Source organism: Acinetobacter sp. AR2-3 (assembly GCF_001878775.1).
Lineage (GTDB): Bacteria > Pseudomonadota > Gammaproteobacteria > Pseudomonadales > Moraxellaceae > Acinetobacter > Acinetobacter lwoffii_D.
In genome coordinates this window covers 1-24,926 of record NZ_MJIQ01000064.1, presented here as the reverse complement: position 1 = coordinate 24,926, position 24,926 = coordinate 1, and the positions used below count along the sequence as shown (strand labels likewise).

The window sequence follows — 24,926 nt, the reverse complement described above, 5'->3', positions numbered from 1 at the left end:
CGATAAAAGCATGATTGGTTAATGAGACAAATGAAGCATCACTTTAAAATAAATCCTCTAGCGACTGCGATCTTAACCCTTTTATGTGGCAGCTCAGCCTCCGGCTATGCTGCATCAAATGTCTCGTCCGATGTAAATGCAGAACAACTCAAACAGCGCATAAATGAGACCTATCCAGGTGAAGCATTCTTTTCGCAATACTATGTCGACAAATCCTCAGCTGAAGCACAGCAGCGGCAGGAAAAATACTTAAGTTCGGCTTATTGTGAAGGCACCTGGGTGACCCCGATTGCCCCAGATGCAGCAACCGTTGCGCCAGATCAGGCTACATCCACCATTACTGCAGATTATGGACACTACAATCCAGCAGGTGACTCTTATTTAGAAGGCAATGTCATCATTGACCAGCAAGGTCGCCAGATTCGTGCTGAACGCGTAACGATTGATCAAACCCAAACCTATGCCAAAGCAGAAGGTCGGGTACAACTTGCTCAGGGTGGCCTGCTCTCGCAAAGTGATGATATTAATTATAATTTAAAGACCCAAGAAGGCGACCTAAATAACAGCTTCTATATTGCCGAGCAGCAACATGCGCATGGTCGGGCAGAAAAGATCGCCAGAACCTCGACCGAGACGGTAGAACTGGAAAATGCGACCTATACCACCTGTCCACCTGAGCAAAAACCGACCTGGAAAATCCAGGCAGAAAAGATCAAGCTGAACCAGGAAACTGGACGTGGTGAAACCCGCAATACCAAGCTATATGTTAAAGATGTTCCGGTCTTGGCAGTTCCCTATTTCAACTTCCCGATTGATGACCGCCGCACTACCGGTATTCTGACGCCGACATTTGGCTTTACCAATGATGGTGGTCTGGAACTAGGTGTTCCAGTTTACCTGAATTTAGCACCACAATATGATGCGACAATTACGCCGCGTTATATTGGCGATCGTGGGGTAATGCTGGATGGCGAGTTCCGTTATCTGACTGAGAATTATGGTGAAGGCCGTATTTGGGGAGGTTATTTACCTTCCGATGAAAGCTATAGCGACGAAGACCGTAAAAGCCTGCATTTCTTACATAACTGGCAGATCAATAATCAGCTTTCCACCAACCTTGAATATAACTACGCTTCAGACAAAGATTACTTTGCCGATCTGGACAATAACCCGAACTCTAAAACTGACCTGAACTTACGCCGTGCCTGGGAAGTCAATTATAAAAATGGTATTCCTGGCTTAAAGGCACAATTCAAAGTCGAAGACTTCCAAACCCTAGATCCAACTGTACTGGATGAAGACCGTCCTTATGCACGTTTGCCACAGCTTTTAGTCAATTACAAAACTGGCAATCCATTGGGATTACAACTTGAGTTTAATAACGACACAGCATATTTCCAGAAGGATCTGAGAAATTTCGCTGATACTGACCCAACGGGTGAGAAGGTATATCAACCGAGTGGTACACGGATCTATAATGACTTTTCCGTGCGTTATAATCATTTTACCCCGTGGTCATTCTTCATTCCTCAGGCGACTGTACGCAACATCAATACTTTCTATGATGAAAAAACCCAAAGCCGTAGCGCGTCTAGTGAAAATAATTCAATTGTGGTGCCACAATTCACGCTGGACACCGGCTTAATTTTTGAAAAAGAAGGTACGTATCTACAGACCTTAACGCCTCGTCTGTTCTATGCGTATTCACCTTATGAGAACCAGCAGAATCAGCCAAACTTTGATTCAGTCGTCGCTTCGATTAATTATGATCAACTTTTCAGTGCGCGTCGCTTTTATGGTAATGACCGCCTGGAAGACAATAACTTTGCCTCCTTAGGTCTGAGCTATAGCCTATTTAATGAAGAAGGTCTGGAGCGCCTGCGTGCCAGCGTTGGACAGAGCTTTTTCTTTGAAGATCGCCGTGTAACGTTGGAAAATGATGCAGATGAATTCGACCGTGAAAGTCATACTGGCCCTGTAATTCAACTGACCAGCCAGCTGTCAAATAATGTTCACGTTAATCTGAACTCAAGCTGGATGTCGAATGGATCGAATGCCCAACGAGATTTGCAGGTTTATTATACCGGTGAGCAAGGCAATCTTTATAACCTAGGCTATTTCTATCGCAAAGATATTCCGAACCGTCAAAAGAGCTATGATCATGTGGTGGGTTCATTTATCCAGCCGATTGCCAACAACTGGCGTCTGGTTGGACATGCCCAGTTTGACCTCGACAATAGTGTCGCACGGGAATATTTACTTGGCGTGAACTATGAGTCATGCTGTTGGGGAGTTTCTGTTTACGGTCGCTCATATTACAATGACTTAGACGACGTTAATGATTCAAGCGTCAAAGCCAAACGCGCCATTATGGCCGAAGTCAGCCTGAAAGGCTTAGGTGGGTTAAGCAGCAAACTCACCTCATTACTAGAAAATCGTATTCTAGGTTTTAACAATATCAATCAAACTTGGACAGAACGTTAATGAAGACAAAACAGTTAAAACAAATTTTTAAAGCAACCGCACTTGCGCTATGCCTTTCTTCAGCGATGACGACTTTTGCTGTTGCCCAACCTAAAGATGAAGTTGTAGCTGTAGTCGACAATAGTATCATTCTACGTAGTGACTTGGCTCAAGGTGTAGCCGAAATCTCACATCAGCTGCAAAAACAGAAAAAGGCAGTTCCACCACAACAATATCTTGAGCAACAAGCTTTAGAGCAACTGATTATTCGTCAGGCACAGCTTGAACAAGTTAAACGTTATAATATTCGTCCAGATGAAAAAGCTTTAAATGAAGCCGTCCTGAAAGTTGCCCGTGATTCTGGTTCACCGAGTCTGGAAGCATTCCAGCAGAAACTGGATGCCATGGCGCCCAATACCTATGCTTCTTTACGTAACCGTATCGCTGAAGATTTAGCACTGAATCGTTTACGTCAACAAATCGTGACTTCACGTATTCAAATTACAGATCAAGATGTTAAAAACTTCCTAAATACCCCGCAAGGTCAAGCTTTGCTTGGCAGTCAGGTCCATGTACTGCATTTACGGGTAAGCGGTGAAAATGCTGAACAAATTGCAACACAGGTAAAGCAAGAATTAAATAGCAGCAATGACATTCAGGCGATCATCAAAAAGTACAGCACTGGCGGCGTTAAAGTCGAAGCTGCTGATATGGGTGTGAGAAACCTGTCAGAAATTCCAGCAGAACTGGCTGCACGCGTGACTACCCTGCAACCAGGTCAAACTTCTGAACTGATTCCTGTCGCTGATGGTGTACATGTTCTGAAGCTCTTGGAACGTAAAGGTGGCGAACAGAAAGCCCTTGTTCCTCAATATTTAACACGACACATTCTGATTCAACCGTCTGAAGTGGTCAGTCCTGAAAATGCCAAACAAATGATTGATAGTCTGTATAACCGCCTCAAACAAGGTGAAGATTTTACTGTTTTAGCTTCAACGTTCTCCAATGATACTGGCTCGGCTCGTGATGGCGGAAGTCTTGGCTGGGTTAGCCCAGGGGTAATGGTACCTGAATTTGAACAGCAGATGAAAAGCACCCCAGTAGGTCAGTTCAGTAAACCATTTCAATCCCAGTTTGGCTGGCATATTCTGCAAGTGAGTGAAACACGCCAACAAGATATGACACAGGAATATCAGGAACGTATGGCTCGCCAATTGCTCGGTGAACGTCAATTTGATGCCGAATTAGATAGCTGGTTACGTGAAACGCGCAATAATGCTTATGTAGAAATCAAAGATCCTCAACTAGATCCTAAACGTAACCGTTAAGCCTTACCATAATCCTAAAAAGCCAACAACATCTCGTTGGCTTTTTATTTAAAAAACTTAAAACGTACAGATATAAAAAAACCTCTCATATAGAGAGGTTTTTTAATTTTCAAACTCGATTAACGATTGTTTTCATCGTCTGAAGAGTCTTCAAATTTAGTGTCGTTGTCAAATCCAGTGCCTTGACCACCAAAGCCAGCACCTTGACCACCGAAGCCACCTTGACCACCGAAGCCGGCACCTTGACCACCAAAGCCGCCTTGACCACCAAAGCCACCGCCTTGACCGCCGAAGCCACCTTGACCACCGAAGCCGCCGCCTTGACCGCCAAAACCACCTTGACCACCGAAGCCGCCAGCACCTTGACCGCCACCAAAGCCACCTGCAGCACCTTGACCACCGAAGCCCGCACCTTGTGGACCAGCAGGCGCGCCAGCAGGACGTGGATTACGTGCAGGTACTACAGTTGAAATTGCATGCTTATAAACCATTTGGCTTACTGTATTTTTTAATAAAACCACGTATTGGTCAAAAGATTCGATATGACCTTGTAATTTAATACCGTTTACTAGGAAGATAGATACTGGGATACGTTCCTTACGGAGAGAATTCAAGAATGGATCTTGTAAAGTTTGACCTTTAGACATGTTATAACTCCAAAAAAAATTAAAAATCAGCGCAAAAACTATCTCTATTTTTCAATTAAAAATTATAAAAAAGATAGTCCCTAAATTTTGCTTTATCCGTGACAGTTTCGCAAGTCTTCTTGAGCCTGCTGTAGCGTAAAATATGTTGTAAATTTATGCTTTTCTTGCAAAGACCTTAACCACGTATATTGACGTTTTGCAAGTTGTCGTGTCGCAAATAAAGCTTTATCCTCCATTTCCCGTTGCTTTTCCTTGGTTTTATCAGCATTTTTTAAGAATTCCATAGCCTGACGATAACCCACTGAACGCATGGAAGGTAAATTTTCATTAAAATCGTATTTTTCAATTAAATTCACAACTTCATTTAAAAAACCGCTTTTCCACATAATTTCCAGACGTTGTTCAATACGCCCATGTAATTCTAACCGATCTGGCATCAGTGCATAATTATGGAAACTGTAACGATATGGTAAGTTTTTAGGTTGTTCTGCCTGTAGTTTTGTAATCGGCTCACCAGTCAATTTAAAAACTTCCAAGGCTCGAATAATGCGCTGCTTGTCGCTAACCTTGAATTTTTCACCGGCAATCGGATCGACTGCACATAATTCTGCATAAACCGCTTCCCAGCCCTCCTGCTCACCCTTGGCTTCAATCTCTGCCCGGATAGCATAGTCTGCACTTGGTAGGTTATCTGACAAACCTTCAAGCAAGGCCTTAAAATACAGCATGGTTCCGCCAACCAGAATCGGGGTTTTACCACGCACATGAATATCATCAATCAGGCGGCAAGCATCTTCGACAAAGTTGGCTGCAGAATACACTTCAAGTGGACTAATAATATCAATCAGATGATGCGGATAGCGCGCCAGTTCCTCTTTAGAAGGTTTGGCTGTACCAATGTCCATTTCCCGATAAACCAGTGCAGAATCGACCGAAATCAGCTCAAATCCCCCTTGCTCATACAGTTCACATGCCAAAGCGGTTTTACCACTTGCAGTTGGCCCCATTAAATTGATGACCGGCAATTGATTGGACATGTAAAACTACTCTCCTCGAGCAAAAAGTTTATCTAGTTGAGCCAATGGAAAGGCGCGCCAAGTCGGACGACCATGATTACATTGACTGGCAAATTCGGTTTGTTCCATCTGCCGTAATAAAGCATTCATTTCAGACAAACTTAGGATACGATGCGCTCGCACTGCACCATGACAGGCCATTCCCGCCAAAATTTGGTCACGCTTCTGCAATAGGCTTTGTGCTTGATCCCCCGGATCTAAATCATTCAATAATTCAGGAATCAGGGCATCGAAATCGGCCTTGTGTAGAATAGCGGGGACGCCGCGCACAATCACTTGCTCATCACCATACTGATCAATTTCCAGACCCAAACGTGCCAACTGCTCTTTCAGCTCTTCGACACGCATCGCCTGCATCCGGCTAATGTTTACGACCTTTGGAATCAGCAGTTGCTGTGATGTCCAGAATTCAGGTTTATCCCAAGCCGATTTCATTTGCTGCAAGACAATACGCTCATGCGCCGCATGCATATCCACAATAATCAGACCTTCGGTATTTTGCGCCAGAATATAAATGCCATGTAACTGGGCAATAGCAATGCCCAATGGATGCTCATCCACTTTAGTGTTTACATGTGTCTGAAAAGACTGCTCAGGGCTGAATATTTCGGTTTCCGAACTTTCTCTGAGCGGTGCTAAATAACTTTGCAAGGCATTATTCAGCTGCTGTGAACCAGAATAAGATTTACGGTAATCTTGGGAATAATGCACTGTTTGTGGACCTGAAGATGCAAAATCGGTCAGCACATCTGAAGTTTCATTTTCACTTAAGGCAGATGTCGTTCTCACCACCTGTGGCTGAGAATGCGCAGTCTGATGCAGGCTGAACTGTTCCTGATAACGCGGTTGCGGGGCTGTCAAACCAGGCTGTTGATCCTGTTTCATCGCCTCGGCCAGATCCGCAGTCGCAGTCTGGAATTGTGCCAGCGTTTCTTTGGCATAATGCCGCACAAACTCGTGTACTTCACGTTGATTCAGGAAGCGAATTTCATGCTTGGTCGGATGGACGTTCACATCGATATTTTCAGGATCAACTTCCAAAAATAGTAAATAGGCCGCATGCTGATGACCATGCAAAATACCGTCATAGGCCATACGCAACGCATGGGAAATAGTTTTGTCTTTGACAATCCGGCCATTCACATAAACATACTGCAAATCAGCCTGTGCACGTGCATCTGAAGGATGACCAAGCCAGCCAGACAAACGCATGTTGATACTGTCTGCATCCATCCAGTAGGCATTTTCAGTAAACTGGCGGCCAAGTAGCTGTTGAACGCGCTGGAAACGTAAAGTGCCACTATCTGCTACAGGTAAATTCAGTTTGATGCTTTCATTATGTTCTAGCACAAAACGGATATCAAAATGCGTTAACGCCATACGGCGCACGATTTCTTCGATATGACCAAATTCAGTGCCCGGTTTTTTCAGGAATTTACGCCGCGCAGGCACATTAAAAAATAAATCCTGAACCCGGATATGCGTCCCTTTTGAAGCCGCGACTGCTTGAATCTCCTGATGATCAAAAGCCGTGCCATTGACTTCTACCTGATAACCAATGCCCTCGTCATTTTGACTGCTGATCATGGTCAGGCGTGAAACTGCTGCTATCGACGCCAGTGCTTCGCCACGAAAGCCCAGACTGCTGATTGCATACAGTTCATCAGCGCTCTGGATCTTGCTGGTGGCATGGCGCATCACTGCCAGCGGCAAATCCTCATGATGAATTCCGCGTCCATTGTCGATGATTTCAATTAAAGTACTACCGCCCTGTTCGACCCGAATGATCAGCTCTGTCGCACCCGCATCAATCGAGTTTTCCAGTAATTCCTTGACCACAGAAGCCGGACGTTCAATCACCTCACCTGCGGCAATCTGGTTGGCAAGTGCAGGATCAAGGGCACGAATACGGCGCAGACTTAAATCATTCAACATGTGAGAATTGGCGCTCCAGAGCTTCTCGTAAGGCAAGATTCGATGAAATCAGGCTTGCAGTACGGCTAAGTTCATCTTCAGATTTTAAAATTTCAATAATCAAGTCAGCTTGCGGAATTTCATCGCCACCTTTGGATGGCCATTCAAATAAAAATAGCGCATTCGGTGTTTCCAGATAATCCCGGATTCCCATCAGTTCCAGTTCATACGGATCATTCAGACGATACAAGTCAAAATGAAAAATATCCTGACCATTAATTTGATAGGGTTCGACCAGTGTATAAGTTGGACTTTTCACTGAACCTTTATGACCCAGCTGTTGCAAATAATAACGCGTTAAGGTCGTTTTTCCTGCCCCTAGGTCACCAATCAGATACACGACCCCCGCAGGGAAATTTTCGGCCAGAACCTTGGCCAGTTTTTGGGTATCGTCTTCATGATTTAAAGTGACATTAAATGAATAAGGCATATTACTCACGACATGATGCAAAAGAATAAATATGATAGCATCGCCACGCTTTAAAAGCCTATTCACCTGTGTGAGAAACTGTGTTTTTTCACAGCATCTGTCCCTTAAGAGGTTAATCTGCCTGCCATGCAACCAACTGTTGAATTTAACCCGCCCATGCTGAATGGGGTCAGTGCCAGTAAAGTGTTTTTGCCAGCCAGTCCGGATGCACCCCTGACAGTTCTTGCTTATTTATGCGCGCAATTTGCGCATATTACAGCAGATGAATGGCAGTCCCGTTTCAACGAGGGTCTGATCTATGATGCTCAGGGCAATCAATTAACTCCAGAAAGTCCATTTCAGGCCAATAGCCACTGTTTCTATTATCGCTTTTTGGCATATGAAGTGCATGTTCCTTTTCAACATCAGATTTTATTTGAAAATGAGCATTTCATGGTGGTCGATAAACCGCATTTTTTGACTATGAGTCCGACCGGACAATATTTGCAGGAAACGTTATTGGTTCGTCTTAAAAAACAAACCGGCAATGAGCATTTGACGCCCATTCACCGGCTGGATCGTGAAACGGCAGGTGTAGTTCTGATTTCCAAATGCGTGGAATCGCGTGGCCTGTATCAGCAGTTATTTGCTACACGGCAGGTGAAGAAAACTTATCATGCGATTGCAGCTTATCAACCTGATTTAAAATTTCCATTGATCACGCGATTAAGAATGGAAAAGGGACAGCCTTTTTATACCATGCACGTGCTAGACGGAACGCCGAATAGCGAGACGGCGATTGATCTGCTGGAACATAATACAGAATGGGCCAAATATGAGCTAAAACCACATACTGGCAAGCAGCATCAATTACGGGTGCACTTGAATTACTTGGGTATTCCGATTCAGCACGATCCCTTTTATCCACAGGTAGCGCACAAGGCGGAAGATGATTTTTCTGCACCTTTAAGTTTATTAGCCAAACATATTCAATTTGTCGATCCGATCACGCAAAAAAGCATGAATTTCAGCTCGCAACTTGAATTGACACTGTAAATCGCTTGTCATTACAGATTATTTTCTAAAATCGGTCGCTTTAAGATTGAATTTCAAACGTAATTGATTAGAATAAAGGCGAAAAGTTAAGTAATTTAAAGCTTTAAAAATATTATGAGAAAAACTGAAGTTTATCAAATTCGCTTGGACTCGCAAGAGAAGAAACAAGCCTTTGCGGTATTTAAGCAATTGGGGATTACGCCAGCTCAGGCCGTGCGTCTTTTTTTCAAGCAGGTGGTGATTACCAAATCGATCCCCTTCTCGATTGAAAACCAGAATATCAATCTGGAACAGCTGATCCGCTTGCGCAAGCTGAAACAAAATGAAGCTAAAACCGAGCAAACTTCGCTTTCTAATTCTGCCCTAAATCTACTAGATGATCAGGAGATCCAGCTGGATGATGATCATCTTGATTTATTTGAAGAACTGAATGCTATTTTGGGTGAAAGCGACAAAATTTAACATTGTTGCATTTCCGAACAATTTCTAAAGCCTGCCACTCATAAACTTCGCTATGCTTGATGCTGATAATCAATAAAAAATTAGCATGGAGTATGCAATGCTCGTACGACGCGCCCAGTCAGCAGACCTGAATCAGCTGGCGATATTATTTGATGAATATCGACAGTTTTATGGTACGTCTTCCAATCCTGAACTCTCTTACCAATTTTTAAAACAGCGTTTTGAAGATGGGCAGACTGTTATTTTTATTAATACCAAAGATGATACCTTTACCGGTTTTATCATCCTGTATCTGGGTTTTTCTTCGGTGGCCTGCTCGACCTATTATATTCTGGATGATGTCTATATCACTCCAGTTTTTCGGCGTCAGGGCGCAGCCAAACAACTGATTGATACCGCGATTTTATTTGCCAAACATGAACAGGCCTTAAGAATCACCCTGGAAACCCAAAAGAATAATTATCAATCGCATAAATTGTACGAATCCATGGGATTTATCAAGGATGATGAATTTCAGACCTATCACTGTTTTCTGAAATAAGTCCTAATTTTTTTAATCACATTTCAAGCGAATAAAAAATTTATTATTCCGAGCGAAATTTGGCCTGCGCCGCCTGTTCCGCATTTAAATACAGCCATTCTCCTTCAGCCAGTTCAGACAAGGCCAAAGCACCTATTTGTGCACGGTGTAACTGTTCAACTTTATTGCCTACGGCAGCTAGCATGCGCTTTACCTGATGATAGACGCCTTGATGAATGGTCATTTGCAGACGGTTCTCAGCCAATCGAGTCACTTCAGTAGCTGCAAAAATCCCTTTTTCATTTCTCAATTCGACACCTTGCTCTAGTTGCTGAATCTGTTCATCCGTGACTGGATCCGCAGTTTGCATCTGATAAACTTTGGCGACATGCTTTTTCGGATGGGTGAGCGCTTGCAGGAACTGTCCATCATCGGTCAGGAGTAGCAGTCCGGTGGTATCCTGATCCAGACGTCCCACACACTGAATTCCCCGATTCAACAGAATGTCATCAAACAGGTCAAACACACTAAAATGATGCGTCGCCTGATGCGAACACTCGTAGCCTTGTGGCTTGTTTAAGGCGATATAGACTTTTTCCCGATAGGTATGACTTTTCCCATAAACCTCGAAATTTAAGTTATTCAAATCCAGTTTATGTTTGGGATTGTCAATCACTTCATCTTGAATTGAAACAGCACCATTTTTAATCAGTTGCTGACAATGCTTGCGAGAGCCGAAACCTTGTGACTGCAACATTTTTTCCAACAGCATCTGTTTATACCTGTATCGAGTGAAGACCTGTGCATTCTATCCTGAAACAGTCCTGAATTTGGTTTCTTCCGCTGTTTTCTAGGTATCATGCGTTGAAAAGCTCTACAATAGCTTTATTTTTCATTCTTTCTCTCCCGCTTATGTCGCAACTTGATCTGAATCTGATTGTTCTTTTGGTTTTACTGGCTTGCGGTATTTTCAGTCACAATAGTGCCGTCACCATTGCTGCAGCGGTGTTAATCGTTTTAAAAATCACGCCTCTCAGCAGTTTATTGCCTTATGTACAGGCGCACGGTTTAAATATCGGCATTATTATTCTGACCATTGGCGTTCTGACACCGATTGCCAGTGGCAAAATTTCAGGAGAAAGTATTCTCAAATCTTTCCTGAGCTGGAAGTCTCTCCTGGCAATCGCCATTGGCGTCTTTGTCGCTTGGCTGGGCGGACGTGGAGTGAAGCTGATGTCGAATCAGCCAGATGTGGTAGCCGGACTGTTATTAGGCACAGTGGCAGGTGTAGCAGTATTACGCGGTGTTCCAGTAGGTCCTTTAATTGCGGCTGGGATTTTATCCTTATTGATTAGTACACAATAATGTTCAAATCATTAGCGCACTTCACCAGTATGCAACGATTTCTCAAACATACATCACATGACCGGAAATATGCAGATCGCCCGTTGATTATCTTACGCTAAGCTCTAAAACAGTGCTTCAGGCTTGCTCAGAAGATCCTATCAAATCAACGGAATATTTATTAATTCGATCTTTCAAAATTCAAGCAAAGGAAAGTGAATGATTTTTAAAAGCGGTGACCTGATAAAAATCAGAAATTCAATAAATGACACCTACCAGTCTAATCTTTCAAAGCATAGACCAAACTTTCTACCATCTGACCATTTTCCAAATATACTTTAACCGGAATACGTTGATATTCATCGCCTTCAAATACATCCAGCTCATTCCAATATTTAGGGAGATTCTCGGATATGAATACATAACCGGTAACAGTCTCTCCCGAATCACTGAGCTGAATACCCGGACTGCCCAGCTCAGCACCCCAACCGCGCTGCTGCAAATGCCCACGAATATAACCGGCTTTCCAGCTTCCCCCAATCCGTTCCATCACATGGGCATTGGGTTGCTGCGGACGAAGCGTGCCGTATACGAATAAACTGTGCATCTTAAGAACTCTTAAACATCATTTTGATGATTACTCTACAAATAGTAGTGCTAGACGCACCTGGTCATAAGCCATTTTAGGCGTAGTCAATTCCACAATCGGACGCAGCTTAATAGAACCGTCATCATTAAAATGTTCCGAATTTTGACGCTTGGTCAAGCGTTTATAAATCTTGCGCACCTGCTCCACGACCTCTTCACCCGGATGTGCCAGCGAGATATCCAGCCCCTGCTCTTTATGCAAACGCCCCAAATGATTGATGATGGTTGCCGGGGTCAAACCACGTTCAGTCGCGATATCGGCAATTTCATAACCTTCTTCAAACAGTTCACGCGTTTCGTCTAGCGTTGCAGCGGCATAGCTTTGCTTACCCCCATTCTTGGAAATTTTCTTCTCATTGCGCTGGATTTCAACTTCATTCAAAGTCCCGCCACAATGTCGGATAAAGGCCTTATGCTGTGCCGTCAAATCGACATTTTCAAAATTCGCTTCGGCTTCATCAGAAAGTTCCTGAAAACGGCGATCGGCTTTAATCGCCAGACTATCGAGCTCCAAAGCCTGTTCATTAAAGCCTTTTAAACGTAAGCCATTTAAGCTTTTTAAACGGGACAAGGCGACATAGCCCTGGCCTTTTTCAAAGGTATGACTCAGATCAATCTCAGCAGCTTCCAGGGTCATGCCTTGTGATTTATGAATGGTAATTGCCCAAGCCAGACGCAATGGAATCTGCTGGAAACTGGCAATGGTTTTACCGGCCTCATTGTCTACCGACCAGGTTTCAGGCTCAACCACCAGTGTAGTACCATCGGTCAATTTGACTTTAGGCAGCACACCATATTCATCATCCTCTTCAAAACTGATGACTTCGCCCAGACTGCCATTGATATAACCCATATCAAAGTTGTTTTTTACAAACATGACTTTGGCATGTTTTTTCAGGGTTAAAGCTTCAGGCGCTCGCACTGACGATTTTAAGGTTTCGATCAGCTTTTCATTGCCATCGCATTGTGCATCAAACTGACGCGGATCATTGTCAATTTCATTTAGATGCTTAAAGTTAATACTGTCTACATCCATATTATGCGTATACAGGCGCGTATAGGTATCGCCGATTTCTTGATGTCGGGTTGCCTGTAAAGCCGTACGATGTTCATGGCTAATCGCCTGTGCACGAATCGCGTTCAGGATGTCATTCAGATAATCATTGCCCTGACGATGCTGCTCGGTCAGGTAACAGACGCGAAACTTGGCTTCAACCCACGCATCTGACATAAAGCAGAATTTGTCCCGGTTGCGCTCATCATTTTTACCAACTGGTGGCAACTGGAAAAAGTCACCCGCCACAATCACCTGAATACCGCCAAAGGCTTCATCGCTGTCTTTGAAATATTTCAGCACCTGATTCACCAGATTCAGCTGCTTGGCATGCAACATGGAAATTTCATCAATAATCAGGACTTGGGCATTTTCCAGATGTTCTTTTAAGTATTTGCGCTCTTTCATCCGCTTTAAGTCTTCTTCAGACAAAAAGTCTTTAATACCAATGCCTGCCCAGGTATGAATGGTCATACCGTTCATATGTGTGGCTGCAATACCAGTAGATGCAGTAATGGCAACGGCGACCTTACGTGCCTTTAAATAATTAATATATTGATTCAGCGTATAGGTTTTTCCTGCACCGGCAGAACCGGTTAAAAAGACATTTTCTCCTGCTTTGAGTAACTTAAGGGCAGTTTCCTGTTTCATAAGAGCAATACCGTAAAAGAACGGCTATAGCCTAACGATTTTTAGCGGAAAAGTTAAGCGTCATGGAGGAAAACAAGCTGTATTGAACTGTCAGGCCTGCAAGTTGAGCCAGTTAATAAAATGCATGGCGATATTGCTGTATTCAGCTTCTGCTTTCTGGTTGTTCGGATATTCCAGCTGATCAAAAATCACCTGCCCATTCACCAATTGACACCCCAAGATCAAGGGTAGGCGCACAGCCGGATGAGACATGCGAAAGGCCACATACTGCCCTTCCACAATTTGCTGGGCATAGCTTGCCGCCAGACAGTTCCTGAAAATTTTAGATTCCTCTAAAATCCGCTCCAAAGTTTTAAGCTCTTCAAAACGCCAGTTGAAATACAGTAAAAATGAAACCTGAGTGATTGGTGTCCAGTTCACCAGTGCAAACTGTTTTTTCAGCTTGGCGATCATTTCCTGCTTTTGAATCTGATCATGCCAGACGACCGCCTGATTAAACAAACTGGTCCAGCTCAGGTTTTTCGGTATTTCTGTATGACTGGAAAAATACTCTACTAGATAGTCACGCACATAACTGTCAAAAAGCGACTCACGTACATGCCCGCTTTGCAAATAAAACAGCTGCCTGAACTCAGTAAAAGGAATGCGATAGCGGTGCAGAACATTATAGAAATCACGGTTCTGCTGGCTTTGAGGCTGAATATACACCAGAACCTCATCTGGTAAATGCGCCGTAATTTTATATAAATGCTGCATATAAGCCTGCATCATCCGGCTCAAGTTCAGGTAAACCTTTTTGGTCAGCTGATCATCCATTTTGACTACATTGCGCAGCAGCTCCATCCATTCGTCCAGATACAGAATTGACGGACTAATCGCAATCCGCTGATCCTCGATCGATTGGCGTGTGCCTTTTAATACCACCGCCTGATTATGCTGGTGCTGAAACCAGTCATGCTGGATCGCATATTCATGCATGCTATGAATAAACAGTCGCGCCGAGACATATTGAAAATATTGTAAGGTCGCCAGAATAATCTGCGGATGAATATGATGGCTGTCTACAAAACTTAGGGCCGTTACTGCGACCCGCACACTGCTATGCTGGATATTATTACTGATCCAGTCCAGTACCTCGGCCGATTGCTTAAAGATCCAGTTCACGGCACGATGACAGTCAAAAAGTGGCAATCGGGCTACTTTTTTCTGCCATAAATACGGATGATTTTCCAGGAAATTCCGTTTGGATAATAAATCATCCCGATGCCACACGTCCCGGTTCATCAGACGGACAAAACCGAGCAAGTTGCTCTGCTCCTCAGCATGCCGATACAGCAAACAGATATCATCAGTATGATCATTCAGTTCATGCAGATTAAAGCGCTCTTCAAAAGACAGTGACATAATCCGGAACATCGCCGGAGGCAAAAACTGCGCGGCGCTAAAACAGAACTCATCCAGACTGTCCATCAATGACTGGATCGACAGGAATTCAGCCTGCTGTAGACACTCCAAAGAAAAAGCCTGTTGCAAGCTTTCAAGAATCTGCTCTGGAATTTCGTTTCCATGCTGCACAAAGTTTTGCATGATGGGTGTTATGTATAGTCCGGCTTTAATCAGCTGCTGGTCGATAATCTCAGCCTGAACAACCGACATCTGTCGCAAAAATTCGAACACCCGTTCCGGGCCATTAACCCAGGCATAGACCTGAGCCAGGATAAGTTGACGTAACTGTTTGGCTTTGTCGCGTAAATACAGCGAATGCTGTGGTTTTAAATCCCCGGTCAGGAAATAGATATCCTGTAAAAAGAATTCCTCTAGCGCTTCTGCTTTGTATTTCTGGAAATAAAAATGTGTATCGACCAAAGCAGGTGCAGTTCCAGAGTCTAGTGCACGTGGAGCATGAAACTGGATATGAAACTGGATATGAAACAGGCCATCCACCAATTCAATCCGGTGTTGATCCTGCTGAATTTTTATTAAATTTTGTGCATTCAGATGACCAATCATCGCCATCTGGTCAAGATAAAGCTGGTTCAGCTCTGGAGAAATCCGTAAACATTGTTGTGCCAATAACCTTAAAGATGCTACCAAGCTTTCCTGTTCCATACGTGCACCTCGGTCATCTTAGAATCATCTTATTTTTATATTGGATCATGCTGAGTCCTTGATCGCCAATCAGTGAACACTTAAAAATACATTATGGCATCACTTGCACTATAAAACCGTCCATGCATCCACATTGCTAAAAATAAAACATCTCAATAGATCATAGCCTAGATTTTACAGGAAGAATTTTTCTTTTTTAGTCTTGCTGACGTAGCACCTTAAGCTCGACCAAGCCAGTATAAATATGTTGCTGCAAGCTGTGCCGAAATGCGATCAGCTCTTCCTGAGTCTGAACCTGAGCAATCGATTGTCGCGGCATAAACTGAAAATAAAATGGCAGGCGTTTTGGGAATAATCGTTTAGGCAAAGATGGAATCACATCGCCCTGACGTAGTAATTTGTTGAGTTGTGGTACTTTGAGGAGTTTTTGAAAATATTTATGCTGGATGATCTTATTGGCATCAAAGCCGATCTCATAGACTTCATCCCCACCGAGCGCGGCAAAAGGGACAATATCATAGTTGAATTCCTGAGCCAGCTTTAAAAATCCGTAACGCTGCTTCCAGATCAATTGATACTGTTCACCCTGACGTTTGAGTACTTCGCGCCCCCCTCCCGGAAAGACCAGAATAGAATAACCCTGCTGCATCACAGCACGTACATAATGCTGGATGCCATCGACTGCCCCAAACTTCTTCACGGCGTCACGCCATAAGGGCACATAAAAATGGCTATGATCCGCAATACTGACCACAGCCACTTTATGTTCGTTATAAAGGTAATCAATCAGCATCGGCGAATCAAAGATCCCGTACATGGAATGATTACCGACATACATTGCAGGCCGACTGGCATCAATATATTCAGCCCCTAAAAAGGTAGGGGTAAAATATAATTTGGATAAGGCACTTAAGCGTCTAATCCATTGCCCATCATGTTTGACCTGCAAGTTGTCTGCTCCCTATTGACTCCGGATTATGCCACGCGCTTTTGAACCAGAATCGAACCTACCGAATAACCCGCACCAAATGAACATAACACGCCGTATTCACCATCTTCAACTTCATGTGCAGTACGGTGCAAGGCAATGATCACCCCAGCAGAAGAAGTGTTGGCAAACTCATTCAGAATGATCGGTACCAAACCAGGTTTGGCATTTTCTTTACCAACGACCAGTTTCAGGATCAGTTCATTCATGCTGGCATTGGCCTGGTGTAACCAGAAGCGTTTAACACCTGTCGGCTCAATCTGATTCTTTTCCAGTTGCGCAGTAATCATTTTCGCAACCAGTGGACAGACTTCTTTAAATACCTTACGACCATCCTGACGGAAACGTTTGTCGTCAATGTCAGCATTTTCAGAGATATTCAAGAAACCAAAGTTATTGCGGATGTTATTCGAGAACTGGGTAAATAGCTCAGAATCAAGAATTTCAAAACCGGTTTTGCTGTCAGTATTTTCAATAATTGAAGCGGTTGCCACATCACCAAAAATAAAGTGACAGTCACGTGAACGGAAATCGGTATGTGCAGAGGTAATTTCCACATTCACCAATAACACACGGCGCGCGCCTGCTTTGATCGCATCATAAGCCTGTTTCAGACCAAATGTTGCTGCAGAACACGCTACGTTCATGTCATAGGCATAGCCTTTGATACCTAGAGCGGTTTGAATCTCGATGGCTACGGCAGGATAAGCACGTTGCAAATTCGAGCATGACAGGATCACGATATCAATATCTTCGGCAGTCACACCGGCATTTTCCATCGCCTGCTTGGCTGCGATTACACCCCATTCTGCTTGCAATGAAATTTCATCATCTGCACGTTCACGTAAATTTGGACGTAAGCGTTTTGGATCAAGAATACCTGATTTTTCTACAACATACCGGCGTTGTACGCCAGACGCTTTTTCAATAAACTCTGCGCTAGAACCACGACGCGCTTCAACTTCGCCTGCAGCGATTTTATCAGCATTTTCGTGATTAAACAGTTCCACATAAGCATTTAAACTTTCAACTAATTCTTCATTGGTGATGACATGTTCCGGATGGAATAAGCCCGTACCCGTAATGCGGATGCCCATGTAAAATTCCTTATCTGAATTACCTATATCTTAACTGATTCCAAGACGATCCCATACTTTTTGCAAGCGAGTTGGAGACACGGGTGCTTTTGTTTTCATCGGTTGTGAAAACAATGAGATTCTTAACTCCTCGACCATGAAATACAATTCTTTCAGACGAGGGTCATCTTTAAACTTGAATAATTTTTCCATCCATTGATCAATTTGGTCAATGGCGGAATTGTCCCTTTGTAGATTATTGGGCAAGCGCTCTAAACGCAAGATCAAGGCTTTCAAATAACGTGGAAATTCGCTCCATACATCGGAAGGTTTACGATATACAAAGTCAGAAAGGCTCATTAAATCAAGCTGATCTTCAATATCATTGATATTTTTTTCAAACACAGAATGGTCTAAAACCAATAATTTCCGGCGGATTTCCTGCCACTGGATATAAATATCCGTGATCTCTTTCAGGGCAACCTGGCCATAAGTCAGGAAAGATTTTTTTACATCTTCAACTATCTTTTGGAACTCTTGCGCATTGACAGGCAGCTCATTAATGGACATATGTAGTGTGGCATAAACTAACATTTGTTCCAGTTGTCCCTTGTCACCGAGTGGTGAATAAGCCAGCGCTAGAGGTTTGGAAATCTGTTTTTTCAACTGGCGGGTTAAGTCTCCGAGTTGCATATGCACCAGTCGGATCACCCCTTCACGATGTTTTTTGACCGCTTCAGCCTGATCATTGAAAGTCTGAATCACTACACCCGATTCATCTTTCTGCTCCAAGGCAGCAAAAGCTTTGGTCGGAACCAGCGCCTGATATTGCTTGACCACGACACCGGTGACTTTTTGCGAGGCTTCAAATACAAAGCTTTCCGGGAAGGTTTTAAATTCACCTTTAAGCTGTTTAACCGGACTATGCGTTTCAGTGCGGCAACGTGCTTTCAGCTCAGCAAGATCACGCCCCTGCTCAATAACACGGCCTTTTTCATCAATAACTTTGATAAATGGCAACAGATATTGGTCTACCCGGTCAAAACTGAAATCTTTCTCAGTGATTTGATCGCCTCGCAGCTGAAATGCCAAGAAACTAAAAATATGTTTCTGTAAATCCTGCGCATCTACTTTTGCCATGAGTTTTCGTGCAGTATCCGGAATCGGCACCAGATTACGGCGCTTATCCTTCGGCAAAGCTTTTAGCAATGCTTCAATCAGATCCAGACGCCAGCCCGGAATTCCCCATGACCAGATCCCTTCATCGACCTGTGCCAAGGCTTGCAGTGGAATTTTAACTGTCGCGCCATCTTCATCATGACTCGGGTCAAAACGATAGGTTGCAGCCAGACACAGACTACCATTCTGCAAATAGTCTGGGAATTGTTGTGTGGTTGGACGGTCATTCAGCCACAGCGCATCATCATCAACAAATAAATAATGCGGATTCTGGGGCTCTACTGTGGCACGCCAGTCTTCAAAAGTACGACGGCTAGCCACTTCAGGCGGCACTTTCGAGGCATAGAATTGGTAAATGGTTTCTTCATCAACCACCAGATCACGACGGCGCAGCTTGTCTTCTACTCGCTCGACTTCTTCCAGTTTAAGCAAGTTATGCTTTAAAAATGGTGGAGTAATCCCTAGATGACCGGTAGTTAAAGCATCCCGCAAGAAAATTTCATGCGCGGCCGCCTGATCTACTTTTTCATAATTAATCTGACGTTTCGGCTCAATAATCAGACCAAACAGGGAAATCTGGTCATAGGCATTCACTACACCAGCTTTTTTCGACCAGTGCGGTTCAAAATAATGATGTTTGAGCAGGTCACGCGCGGCCAGCAGAATCCATTCCGGTTCAATCTTGGCAAGGGTACGCAAATACACCTGGGAAGTCTCGACCATTTCAAAGGCCATCACCCACGGCGTATTGGTCTTGTGCAAGGTAGAAGCCGGGAAAATCCGAGCTTTTTGCTGACGTACTGCCATAAAGACATTACGCTCATCGGTCTTATTGGCGATAAACGATAACAGACCGGTCAACAAGGCACGGTGCAGATTCTCATAACTGGCTTTCTTTTCATTAAATGACAGTTTTAAACCCTTAGCCAACTCCACCAGCTGCTCATGAGTTTTCTTCCATTCACGTAAACGCAGCCAGCTCAGGAAGTGATTACGCGCAAAAGTACGGCGCTTATTTTCACTCATGCTTTCGCGATTATTGTGTAGCGTTTCCCAAAGCTTGATATAGAACAGGAAATCAGAATCGGCTTCACGGAATAGTGCATGTTTCTGATCCGCCTGCATCTGCTTGTCCGCAGGGCGTTCACGTGGGTCCTGAACTGCAAGTGCGGCCACAATCACCAGCACTTCATTCAGCACGCCAAAATGTGCACCACCAAGAATCATGCGGGCCAGACGTGGATCGATCGGCATTTTCGCCATTTGCTGACCGATCTTGGTTAAGCCACTGCTTTGAAGTCTCCCTTTCTCAAAGGGAGATTTAGAGGGATTTGCTTGATCATCTTCAGTTTTAGGAGAATTTTTCTCAGCCATTGCCCCCAGTTCAATGAGGAGCTTGCGGCCATCATTGACCAAACGATGATCTGGTGGTTCGATGAAATCAAAATCTTCGAGTGAACCCAAGCCCAGACTTTGCATCTGCAAAATTACAGATGCCAGGTTGGTTCGCTTTATTTCTGGTTCGGTAAACTCAGGACGGCTCAGGAAGTCTTCCTCAGAATACAGACGTATACAGACACCCGGCGCAATACGACCACAACGACCTTTACGCTGGTTCGCGGCTGCCTGAGAAACGGCTTCAATTGGTAGACGTTGCACCCGTGAACGATAGTTATAACGCGAAATACGGGCAAAACCGCTATCAATCACATACCGGATATTCGGAACGGTTAAAGCTGTTTCTGCTACGTTGGTGGCAATAATAATGCGTCGCCCGCCACCAGAAGGATTAAAGATTTTCTGCTGTTCGGCCAGCGCCAGACGCGCATATAAAGTTAATACTTCCGTATGGCGTGGCCCATGTTTGATCAGGGTTTCCTGTAACTCGCGAATTTCCTGCTCGGTACTGGCAAAAATCAGGATATCGGCATGTTCGGGATGACCTTTTTCCTGTGCATCCTGAAAGCATTCTTCGACTGCTTTGACCACAGCGCGAGGCAGGTTTTCTTCAAAATCATCAAACTCATCATCATCACTACCGCCAATGCTCATTTCCGAGATCGGGCGATAACGCAGCTCTACCGGGAAGCTGCGGCCTTCCACTTCAAAAATTGGTGCACCATTAAAGTAACTGCTAAAACGGTTTACATCCAGGGTTGCTGAAGTAATGATGACTTTCAGATCGGGACGACGTGGCAATAGCTGCTTCAGATAACCCATAATGAAGTCGATATTCAGCGAACGTTCATGCGCTTCATCAATAATAATCGTGTCATATTTGGTCAGGTATCGGTCATGCGTCAGTTCGGCCAGTAAAATACCGTCTGTCATCAAACGCACAATTGAGTCTTGCGAACCCTGTTCCGTAAAACGTACTTTAAAGGAAATTGATTCACCGAGTTTTTCGCCAACTTCTTCGGCAATACGCTGTGATACGCTGCGGGCTGCCAGTCGACGCGGCTGGGTATGTCCGATCATTCCGGTCAGGCCACGTCCAGCCAGCATAGCAATTTGCGGTAACTGGGTGGTTTTACCAGAACCGGTTTCACCAGCTACAATAATAACCTGATGCTTTTGAATCGCGGTAATCAGCTTGTCAGCATACTGGGTTACCGGCAGATCCTGATTTAGCTTGATGTTCGGAAGACGCTCAAGCCGTTGCCGTACTTTCAGATTGGATTTTTCAAATAATTCCTGATACTGCTTAGCATCTGCGTCTTTCCCTTTTTTCAGTCGATTTAAACGGTGACGGTCACGCGCCATTATCCATTGATCTACATTTAAATGACTCTGCACAGAGAAAACACCCACATCAAAAAACCGGAAAGGTTTATTTTACTTGGTTCATTAGATTTCAGATAGTCGTAGTTCTGTTAAGTGCCGGACAAATTAGCTTTGGCTGCCTGATTTCTCTCAATTCCGCACTATAAACCTGTCAAAATATCTAAATGACACGCATAAGTTTCCCTGATTAGATTTAATCATAAGTCCAAGTTTGGAATTGATATTTAAATTATTTTGTGGAAATTATGCTTTTTTCCGAATTGACCCTTGAATTTTTTGGTTTCAACATCATGTTTGCTAGCACGAGGAAAAAGAGATAATTTTGTCATCAGGCCATCATCTTGATGCTGCTCAATGAACAAAGCGATTTTGCCAAAGTGGCGCGTTTTTACTTAATTCGGTTTTTCCGATGTTTGTAATGTAAAAATACCATTTTAGCATCAACCAAAATTTCGATACTCTTATTCAAAATCAAAGACTACCTCAATCATGGAGACAATGATGAGCTTAATTAATACTGAAGTTAAACCATTTAAAGCAACTGCATTCCAAAACGGCAAATTCATTGAAGTTACTGAAGCTGACCTGAAAGGCAAATGGTCTGTTGTATTCTTCTACCCAGCTGACTTCACTTTCGTTTGCCCGACTGAACTTGGTGACCTTGCTGACAACTACGCTGAATTCCAAAAACTAGGCGTTGAAATCTACTCAGTTTCTACTGACACGCATTTCACTCACAAAGCTTGGCACGATTCTTCAGAAGAAATCAAAAAAATCCAGTATGTAATGGTTGGTGATGCAAACTGGACTCTTGCTAAAAACTTTGACGTATTAATCGAAGCTGACGGCCTTGCTGATCGTGGTACTTTCGTGATCGATCCAGAAGGTAAAATCCAAATCGTTGAAATCAACGCTGGTGGTATCGGCCGTGACGCTCAAGAACTTCTTCGTAAAGTTAAAGCAGCTCAGTATGTACACGCTCACCCAGGCGAAGTTTGCCCAGCTAAATGGAAAGAAGGCGATGCAACTCTTGCTCCTTCAATCGACCTAGTGGGTAAAATCTAATTTTAATTAGATTGAACTGATTCAAAAAAACCACGCTTTTTAGCGTGGTTTTTTATGGTTTGAACTTTTATGTCAGTGCAATACTGGATTTTATTTTTTTAAATTATTTTGTTAGGACTTTAAATATTGCAGTCCTATTTCTTTCTTGATCCATCATATAAAAATTCAGGCATATCTTTTGCTTCGCTTTCTCATAATCCTTACCGATTCTTACAATTGAGCTATACATCTGCAGAGCCATATGGCATAAGTTCAAATGATAAGATAAGAAATATTCAGTGGAGGAACGCATATGCAAAAACTGCTTACCGTGATTTCTTGGAAATACAATCCCTCAAGCCGCCACCTGAAAATTGTATACAGTAATGGTCATGCCGAGCTGTATCATCCCGTACCTGAATTTATTTATGACAACCTGTTAAGACGCCAAGACAAAGCCGCATTCGTAGAAAAGTATCTCGAATATAATTTACATTTTAATAAAATTTGCATGGATTGAAGTGAATCCATTTAACGAAATCCCACCATCAGCAAACCTGCGCCTATGGGTACACTACTCATGATAAAACGTGGGTCTTGCTGAATTAAGGCAATAAACTCTTCGACTTCTGCTGCATGTGAAATGACATTATCAACTACCAGTAACCCGCCCTTTGCTTTAAGTAATCGACTCAAATGTGGCCAGTAACTGACATAATCATCGCGTTCAGCATCTAACAGGATAAAATCAAATATTTCCTGTTCTGCCTCCAGATAAACTTGAGCATCAATCACTTTAAAATTGATTAAGTCTGCAAGATCTATTTCTGTCGCATATTGCTTTGCCTGAGTAACCCGTTCTGCATCAACTTCAAGTGTTGTAATCATGGCTTGAGTCTGCCGAGCCGCTTCTGCCAGCCATAAGGTGGAATAACCAGTAGAGGTGCCAATTTCCAGAATATTTTTGGATTGTTGTGCACGAATCAGCATAGACAAAAATTGACCGGATTCTGGCTCTATATTCCGGTATCGGTGCAGGCGATCTGCCTGCTTAAGATCATGCCTATGAAATTTTTCATATAATTCTTGCATGAATATTTCAAATTCATCTGAGTTTTGCATCACTCTTCCCTGAGTCTGTTGGGCTTAAAGTGCCTGAATCAATTTAAAACGCTCCACTTCACGATCATCGTTGGTGGTAATGGTTTCAGTGAACATCGTTAAAGGACGTACCCAAATTGAATAATCCCCATAAAGACATTGATAAACTACCAGCTTTTCTTCAGTTTCACTGTGCGTGGCGACATGGAACACCTGATAAAGCTGTCCCTTATAATGTTGATAAATACCGCGTCGTAATTCCATCATTCAAGTCTCAAATATCTTGTTTTAATCTTAGCTGAAAATCCTTATTCTTGCTCTAAACTACTTGAAAATTAATCTTTCACCCCCATATAGAACTTTGAAATTAATGATGAATTTTTCAATAAATCTGCAAATCCGATCAACAAGATAAAAACAAACTGTTTTACCTATTTATTCAATTCATTTAATATCTTATTATCAAATAAACATTTACTCCTTTGGAGACGTTAGCAATGTTAGACCAAAATACTTCAGCTCAACTTAAAACCTTATTAGAACGCCTGGAAGGCCCGATTGAACTGGTCGCGACTTTAGATGGCTCTGACAAATCAGCCAAAATCCAGGAACTGGTTGCCGAAGTGGCTGCACTGTCTGACCTGGTCACTGCACGCTTTGACGGGACCAATGCACGTGCGCCAAGTTTCGGGATTGCCAAACAAGGTGAGGAACCGCGTGTGTTCTTTGCAGGCTTGCCAATGGGCCATGAGTTCACCTCACTGATCCTGGCATTGTTGCAAACCTCAGGTTATGCACCGAAAGTTTCAGATGAAGTTCTGGCGAATATCAAGAGCCTAGGTGTTCAATCTAATTTCGATGTATTTGTATCCTTAAGCTGCCATAACTGTCCGGATGTGGTTCAGGCACTCAACCTGATTGCCATTTATAACCCGGGCACTACTGCCACCATGATTGATGGGGCTTTCTTCCAGGAAGACTGTCTCTTATACACATCTCCGAGCCCACGAGAC

At 43.4% G+C, this 24,926-nt stretch carries 21 protein-coding genes and 1 pseudogene; 9 read left to right on the top strand and 13 right to left on the bottom strand.

The window, feature by feature from the left end; all coding sequences use genetic code 11:
- Positions 1-30: 30 nt before the first annotated feature.
- Both BFN00_RS12625 and BFN00_RS12620 read left to right on the top strand, forming a co-directional pair.
- The gene (locus tag BFN00_RS12625) at positions 31-2,484 is read left to right on the top strand and encodes an LPS-assembly protein LptD (RefSeq protein ID WP_004278895.1); all 2,454 of its coding nucleotides are present in this window, start codon (positions 31-33) and stop codon (positions 2,482-2,484) included.
- The gene (locus tag BFN00_RS12620) at positions 2,484-3,791 is read left to right on the top strand and encodes a peptidylprolyl isomerase (protein WP_071851994.1); all 1,308 of its coding nucleotides are present in this window, start codon (positions 2,484-2,486) and stop codon (positions 3,789-3,791) included. Before BFN00_RS12625 ends, BFN00_RS12620 begins: the two co-directional genes overlap by 1 nt.
- A 119-nt stretch (positions 3,792-3,910) precedes the next feature.
- On the opposite strand, the gene hfq is transcribed toward BFN00_RS12620, so the two are convergent.
- From hfq to tsaE, 4 genes are all read right to left on the bottom strand, one after another.
- Entirely contained in the window at positions 3,911-4,438 is a 528-nt protein-coding gene (gene hfq / locus BFN00_RS12615) for an RNA chaperone Hfq (RefSeq protein WP_004278899.1), read from the bottom strand.
- 92 nt (positions 4,439-4,530) lie between these two features.
- A complete protein-coding gene (miaA, locus tag BFN00_RS12610) occupies positions 4,531-5,475 on the bottom strand; it encodes a tRNA (adenosine(37)-N6)-dimethylallyltransferase MiaA (protein ID WP_004645483.1) in 945 nt (314 codons plus the stop codon).
- Positions 5,476-5,481: 6 nt separating this feature from the next.
- Positions 5,482-7,449, bottom strand: coding sequence for a DNA mismatch repair endonuclease MutL (gene mutL / locus BFN00_RS12605; protein ID WP_071851993.1), 1,968 nt, complete (start codon positions 7,447-7,449; stop codon positions 5,482-5,484).
- Complete coding sequence (tsaE, locus tag BFN00_RS12600) at positions 7,439-7,918, bottom strand: tRNA (adenosine(37)-N6)-threonylcarbamoyltransferase complex ATPase subunit type 1 TsaE (protein WP_071851992.1); 480 nt, start codon at positions 7,916-7,918, stop codon at positions 7,439-7,441. Before tsaE ends, mutL begins: the two co-directional genes overlap by 11 nt.
- 126 nt (positions 7,919-8,044) lie before the next feature.
- Here tsaE and BFN00_RS12595 point away from each other — a divergent pair, with 126 nt between their 5' ends.
- The 3 genes from BFN00_RS12595 (at position 8,045) to BFN00_RS12585 (ending at position 9,956) form a co-directional block, all read left to right on the top strand.
- The gene (locus tag BFN00_RS12595; RefSeq protein ID WP_071851990.1) at positions 8,045-8,953 is read left to right on the top strand and encodes a pseudouridine synthase; all 909 of its coding nucleotides are present in this window, start codon (positions 8,045-8,047) and stop codon (positions 8,951-8,953) included.
- A gap of 114 nt (positions 8,954-9,067) precedes the next feature.
- The gene (locus BFN00_RS12590) at positions 9,068-9,415 is read left to right on the top strand and encodes a type II toxin-antitoxin system RelB/DinJ family antitoxin (RefSeq protein ID WP_071851988.1); all 348 of its coding nucleotides are present in this window, start codon (positions 9,068-9,070) and stop codon (positions 9,413-9,415) included.
- A gap of 97 nt (positions 9,416-9,512) precedes the next feature.
- Positions 9,513-9,956, top strand: a complete 444-nt coding sequence (locus tag BFN00_RS12585) for a GNAT family N-acetyltransferase (protein ID WP_005106546.1) — start codon at positions 9,513-9,515, stop codon at positions 9,954-9,956.
- A 43-nt stretch (positions 9,957-9,999) separates the two neighbouring features.
- On the opposite strand, the gene BFN00_RS12580 is transcribed toward BFN00_RS12585, so the two are convergent.
- On the bottom strand, positions 10,000-10,707 hold the full coding sequence (locus BFN00_RS12580) for a pseudouridine synthase (RefSeq protein ID WP_071851985.1): 708 nt from the start codon (positions 10,705-10,707) through the stop codon (positions 10,000-10,002).
- A 140-nt stretch (positions 10,708-10,847) separates the two neighbouring features.
- Between BFN00_RS12580 and BFN00_RS12575 the strand changes: the two genes are divergently transcribed.
- Positions 10,848-11,300: a DUF441 domain-containing protein gene (locus BFN00_RS12575; protein WP_004645490.1), complete on the top strand. Its 453-nt coding sequence runs from the start codon at positions 10,848-10,850 to the stop codon at positions 11,298-11,300.
- Positions 11,301-11,559: 259 nt separating this feature from the next.
- On the opposite strand, the gene BFN00_RS12570 is transcribed toward BFN00_RS12575, so the two are convergent.
- The 6 genes from BFN00_RS12570 to hrpA all read right to left on the bottom strand — a co-directional run bounded on the left by BFN00_RS12570 (position 11,560) and on the right by hrpA (position 21,780).
- Positions 11,560-11,886 (bottom strand): gamma-glutamylcyclotransferase family protein, encoded by a 327-nt coding sequence (locus BFN00_RS12570; RefSeq protein WP_071851983.1) that lies wholly within the window; start codon positions 11,884-11,886, stop codon positions 11,560-11,562.
- A gap of 30 nt (positions 11,887-11,916) precedes the next feature.
- Positions 11,917-13,632 carry a DEAD/DEAH box helicase gene (locus BFN00_RS12565; protein ID WP_071851981.1) on the bottom strand — a complete coding sequence of 572 codons (1,716 nt, stop codon included), beginning with the start codon at positions 13,630-13,632 and terminating at the stop codon, positions 11,917-11,919.
- A gap of 90 nt (positions 13,633-13,722) precedes the next feature.
- Positions 13,723-15,741: a hypothetical protein gene (locus BFN00_RS12560; RefSeq protein ID WP_071851980.1), complete on the bottom strand. Its 2,019-nt coding sequence runs from the start codon at positions 15,739-15,741 to the stop codon at positions 13,723-13,725.
- A 196-nt stretch (positions 15,742-15,937) separates the two neighbouring features.
- On the bottom strand, positions 15,938-16,690 hold the full coding sequence (locus BFN00_RS12555; RefSeq protein ID WP_071851978.1) for a 1-acyl-sn-glycerol-3-phosphate acyltransferase: 753 nt from the start codon (positions 16,688-16,690) through the stop codon (positions 15,938-15,940).
- 26 nt (positions 16,691-16,716) lie between these two features.
- The gene (locus tag BFN00_RS12550) at positions 16,717-17,826 is read right to left on the bottom strand and encodes a beta-ketoacyl-ACP synthase III (protein ID WP_071851976.1); all 1,110 of its coding nucleotides are present in this window, start codon (positions 17,824-17,826) and stop codon (positions 16,717-16,719) included.
- 30 nt (positions 17,827-17,856) lie between these two features.
- Complete coding sequence (gene hrpA / locus BFN00_RS12545; protein WP_171260802.1) at positions 17,857-21,780, bottom strand: ATP-dependent RNA helicase HrpA; 3,924 nt, start codon at positions 21,778-21,780, stop codon at positions 17,857-17,859.
- Positions 21,781-22,269: 489 nt separating this feature from the next.
- Here hrpA and ahpC point away from each other — a divergent pair, with 489 nt between their 5' ends.
- Together ahpC and BFN00_RS12530 are read left to right on the top strand one after the other, a co-directional pair.
- Entirely contained in the window at positions 22,270-22,833 is a 564-nt protein-coding gene (gene ahpC, locus BFN00_RS12540) for an alkyl hydroperoxide reductase subunit C (protein WP_004278916.1), read from the top strand.
- A 292-nt stretch (positions 22,834-23,125) separates the two neighbouring features.
- Positions 23,126-23,332 carry a KTSC domain-containing protein gene (locus BFN00_RS12530; protein ID WP_004645498.1) on the top strand — a complete coding sequence of 69 codons (207 nt, stop codon included), beginning with the start codon at positions 23,126-23,128 and terminating at the stop codon, positions 23,330-23,332.
- An 11-nt stretch (positions 23,333-23,343) separates the two neighbouring features.
- On the opposite strand, the gene BFN00_RS12525 is transcribed toward BFN00_RS12530, so the two are convergent.
- Both BFN00_RS12525 and BFN00_RS12520 read right to left on the bottom strand, forming a co-directional pair.
- Positions 23,344-23,934, bottom strand: coding sequence for an O-methyltransferase (locus BFN00_RS12525; protein WP_071851972.1), 591 nt, complete (start codon positions 23,932-23,934; stop codon positions 23,344-23,346).
- Between the two features lie 24 nt (positions 23,935-23,958).
- On the bottom strand, positions 23,959-24,177 hold the full coding sequence (locus BFN00_RS12520; protein ID WP_034438283.1) for a DUF1653 domain-containing protein: 219 nt from the start codon (positions 24,175-24,177) through the stop codon (positions 23,959-23,961).
- A gap of 233 nt (positions 24,178-24,410) precedes the next feature.
- Between BFN00_RS12520 and BFN00_RS12515 the strand changes: the two are divergent.
- A pseudogene (locus BFN00_RS12515) lies at positions 24,411-24,926 on the top strand (alkyl hydroperoxide reductase subunit F); the annotation flags it as partial.

Excerpts from the sequence above, each read along its gene's own strand:
- BFN00_RS12620 (WP_071851994.1), top strand. The coding sequence starts at position 2,484 with ATGAAGACAAAACAGTTAAAACAAATTTTTAAAGCAACCGCACTTGCG.
- BFN00_RS12580 (WP_071851985.1), bottom strand. The coding sequence starts at position 10,707 with ATGCTGTTGGAAAAAATGTTGCAGTCACAAGGTTTCGGCTCTCGCAAG.
- BFN00_RS12585 (WP_005106546.1), top strand. The coding sequence starts at position 9,513 with ATGCTCGTACGACGCGCCCAGTCAGCAGACCTGAATCAGCTGGCGATA.
- BFN00_RS12590 (WP_071851988.1), top strand. The coding sequence starts at position 9,068 with ATGAGAAAAACTGAAGTTTATCAAATTCGCTTGGACTCGCAAGAGAAG.
- BFN00_RS12625 (WP_004278895.1), top strand. The coding sequence starts at position 31 with ATGAAGCATCACTTTAAAATAAATCCTCTAGCGACTGCGATCTTAACC.
- BFN00_RS12520 (WP_034438283.1), bottom strand. The coding sequence starts at position 24,177 with ATGGAATTACGACGCGGTATTTATCAACATTATAAGGGACAGCTTTAT.
- BFN00_RS12565 (WP_071851981.1), bottom strand. The coding sequence starts at position 13,632 with ATGAAACAGGAAACTGCCCTTAAGTTACTCAAAGCAGGAGAAAATGTC.
- BFN00_RS12575 (WP_004645490.1), top strand. The coding sequence starts at position 10,848 with ATGTCGCAACTTGATCTGAATCTGATTGTTCTTTTGGTTTTACTGGCT.
- tsaE (WP_071851992.1), bottom strand. The coding sequence starts at position 7,918 with ATGCCTTATTCATTTAATGTCACTTTAAATCATGAAGACGATACCCAA.
- ahpC (WP_004278916.1), top strand. The coding sequence starts at position 22,270 with ATGAGCTTAATTAATACTGAAGTTAAACCATTTAAAGCAACTGCATTC.
- BFN00_RS12595 (WP_071851990.1), top strand. The coding sequence starts at position 8,045 with ATGCAACCAACTGTTGAATTTAACCCGCCCATGCTGAATGGGGTCAGT.
- BFN00_RS12530 (WP_004645498.1), top strand. The coding sequence starts at position 23,126 with ATGCAAAAACTGCTTACCGTGATTTCTTGGAAATACAATCCCTCAAGC.
- BFN00_RS12525 (WP_071851972.1), bottom strand. The coding sequence starts at position 23,934 with ATGCAAAACTCAGATGAATTTGAAATATTCATGCAAGAATTATATGAA.
- BFN00_RS12550 (WP_071851976.1), bottom strand. The coding sequence starts at position 17,826 with ATGGGCATCCGCATTACGGGTACGGGCTTATTCCATCCGGAACATGTC.
- BFN00_RS12570 (WP_071851983.1), bottom strand. The coding sequence starts at position 11,886 with ATGCACAGTTTATTCGTATACGGCACGCTTCGTCCGCAGCAACCCAAT.
- miaA (WP_004645483.1), bottom strand. The coding sequence starts at position 5,475 with ATGTCCAATCAATTGCCGGTCATCAATTTAATGGGGCCAACTGCAAGT.
- BFN00_RS12560 (WP_071851980.1), bottom strand. The coding sequence starts at position 15,741 with ATGGAACAGGAAAGCTTGGTAGCATCTTTAAGGTTATTGGCACAACAA.
- hfq (WP_004278899.1), bottom strand. The coding sequence starts at position 4,438 with ATGTCTAAAGGTCAAACTTTACAAGATCCATTCTTGAATTCTCTCCGT.
- mutL (WP_071851993.1), bottom strand. The coding sequence starts at position 7,449 with ATGTTGAATGATTTAAGTCTGCGCCGTATTCGTGCCCTTGATCCTGCA.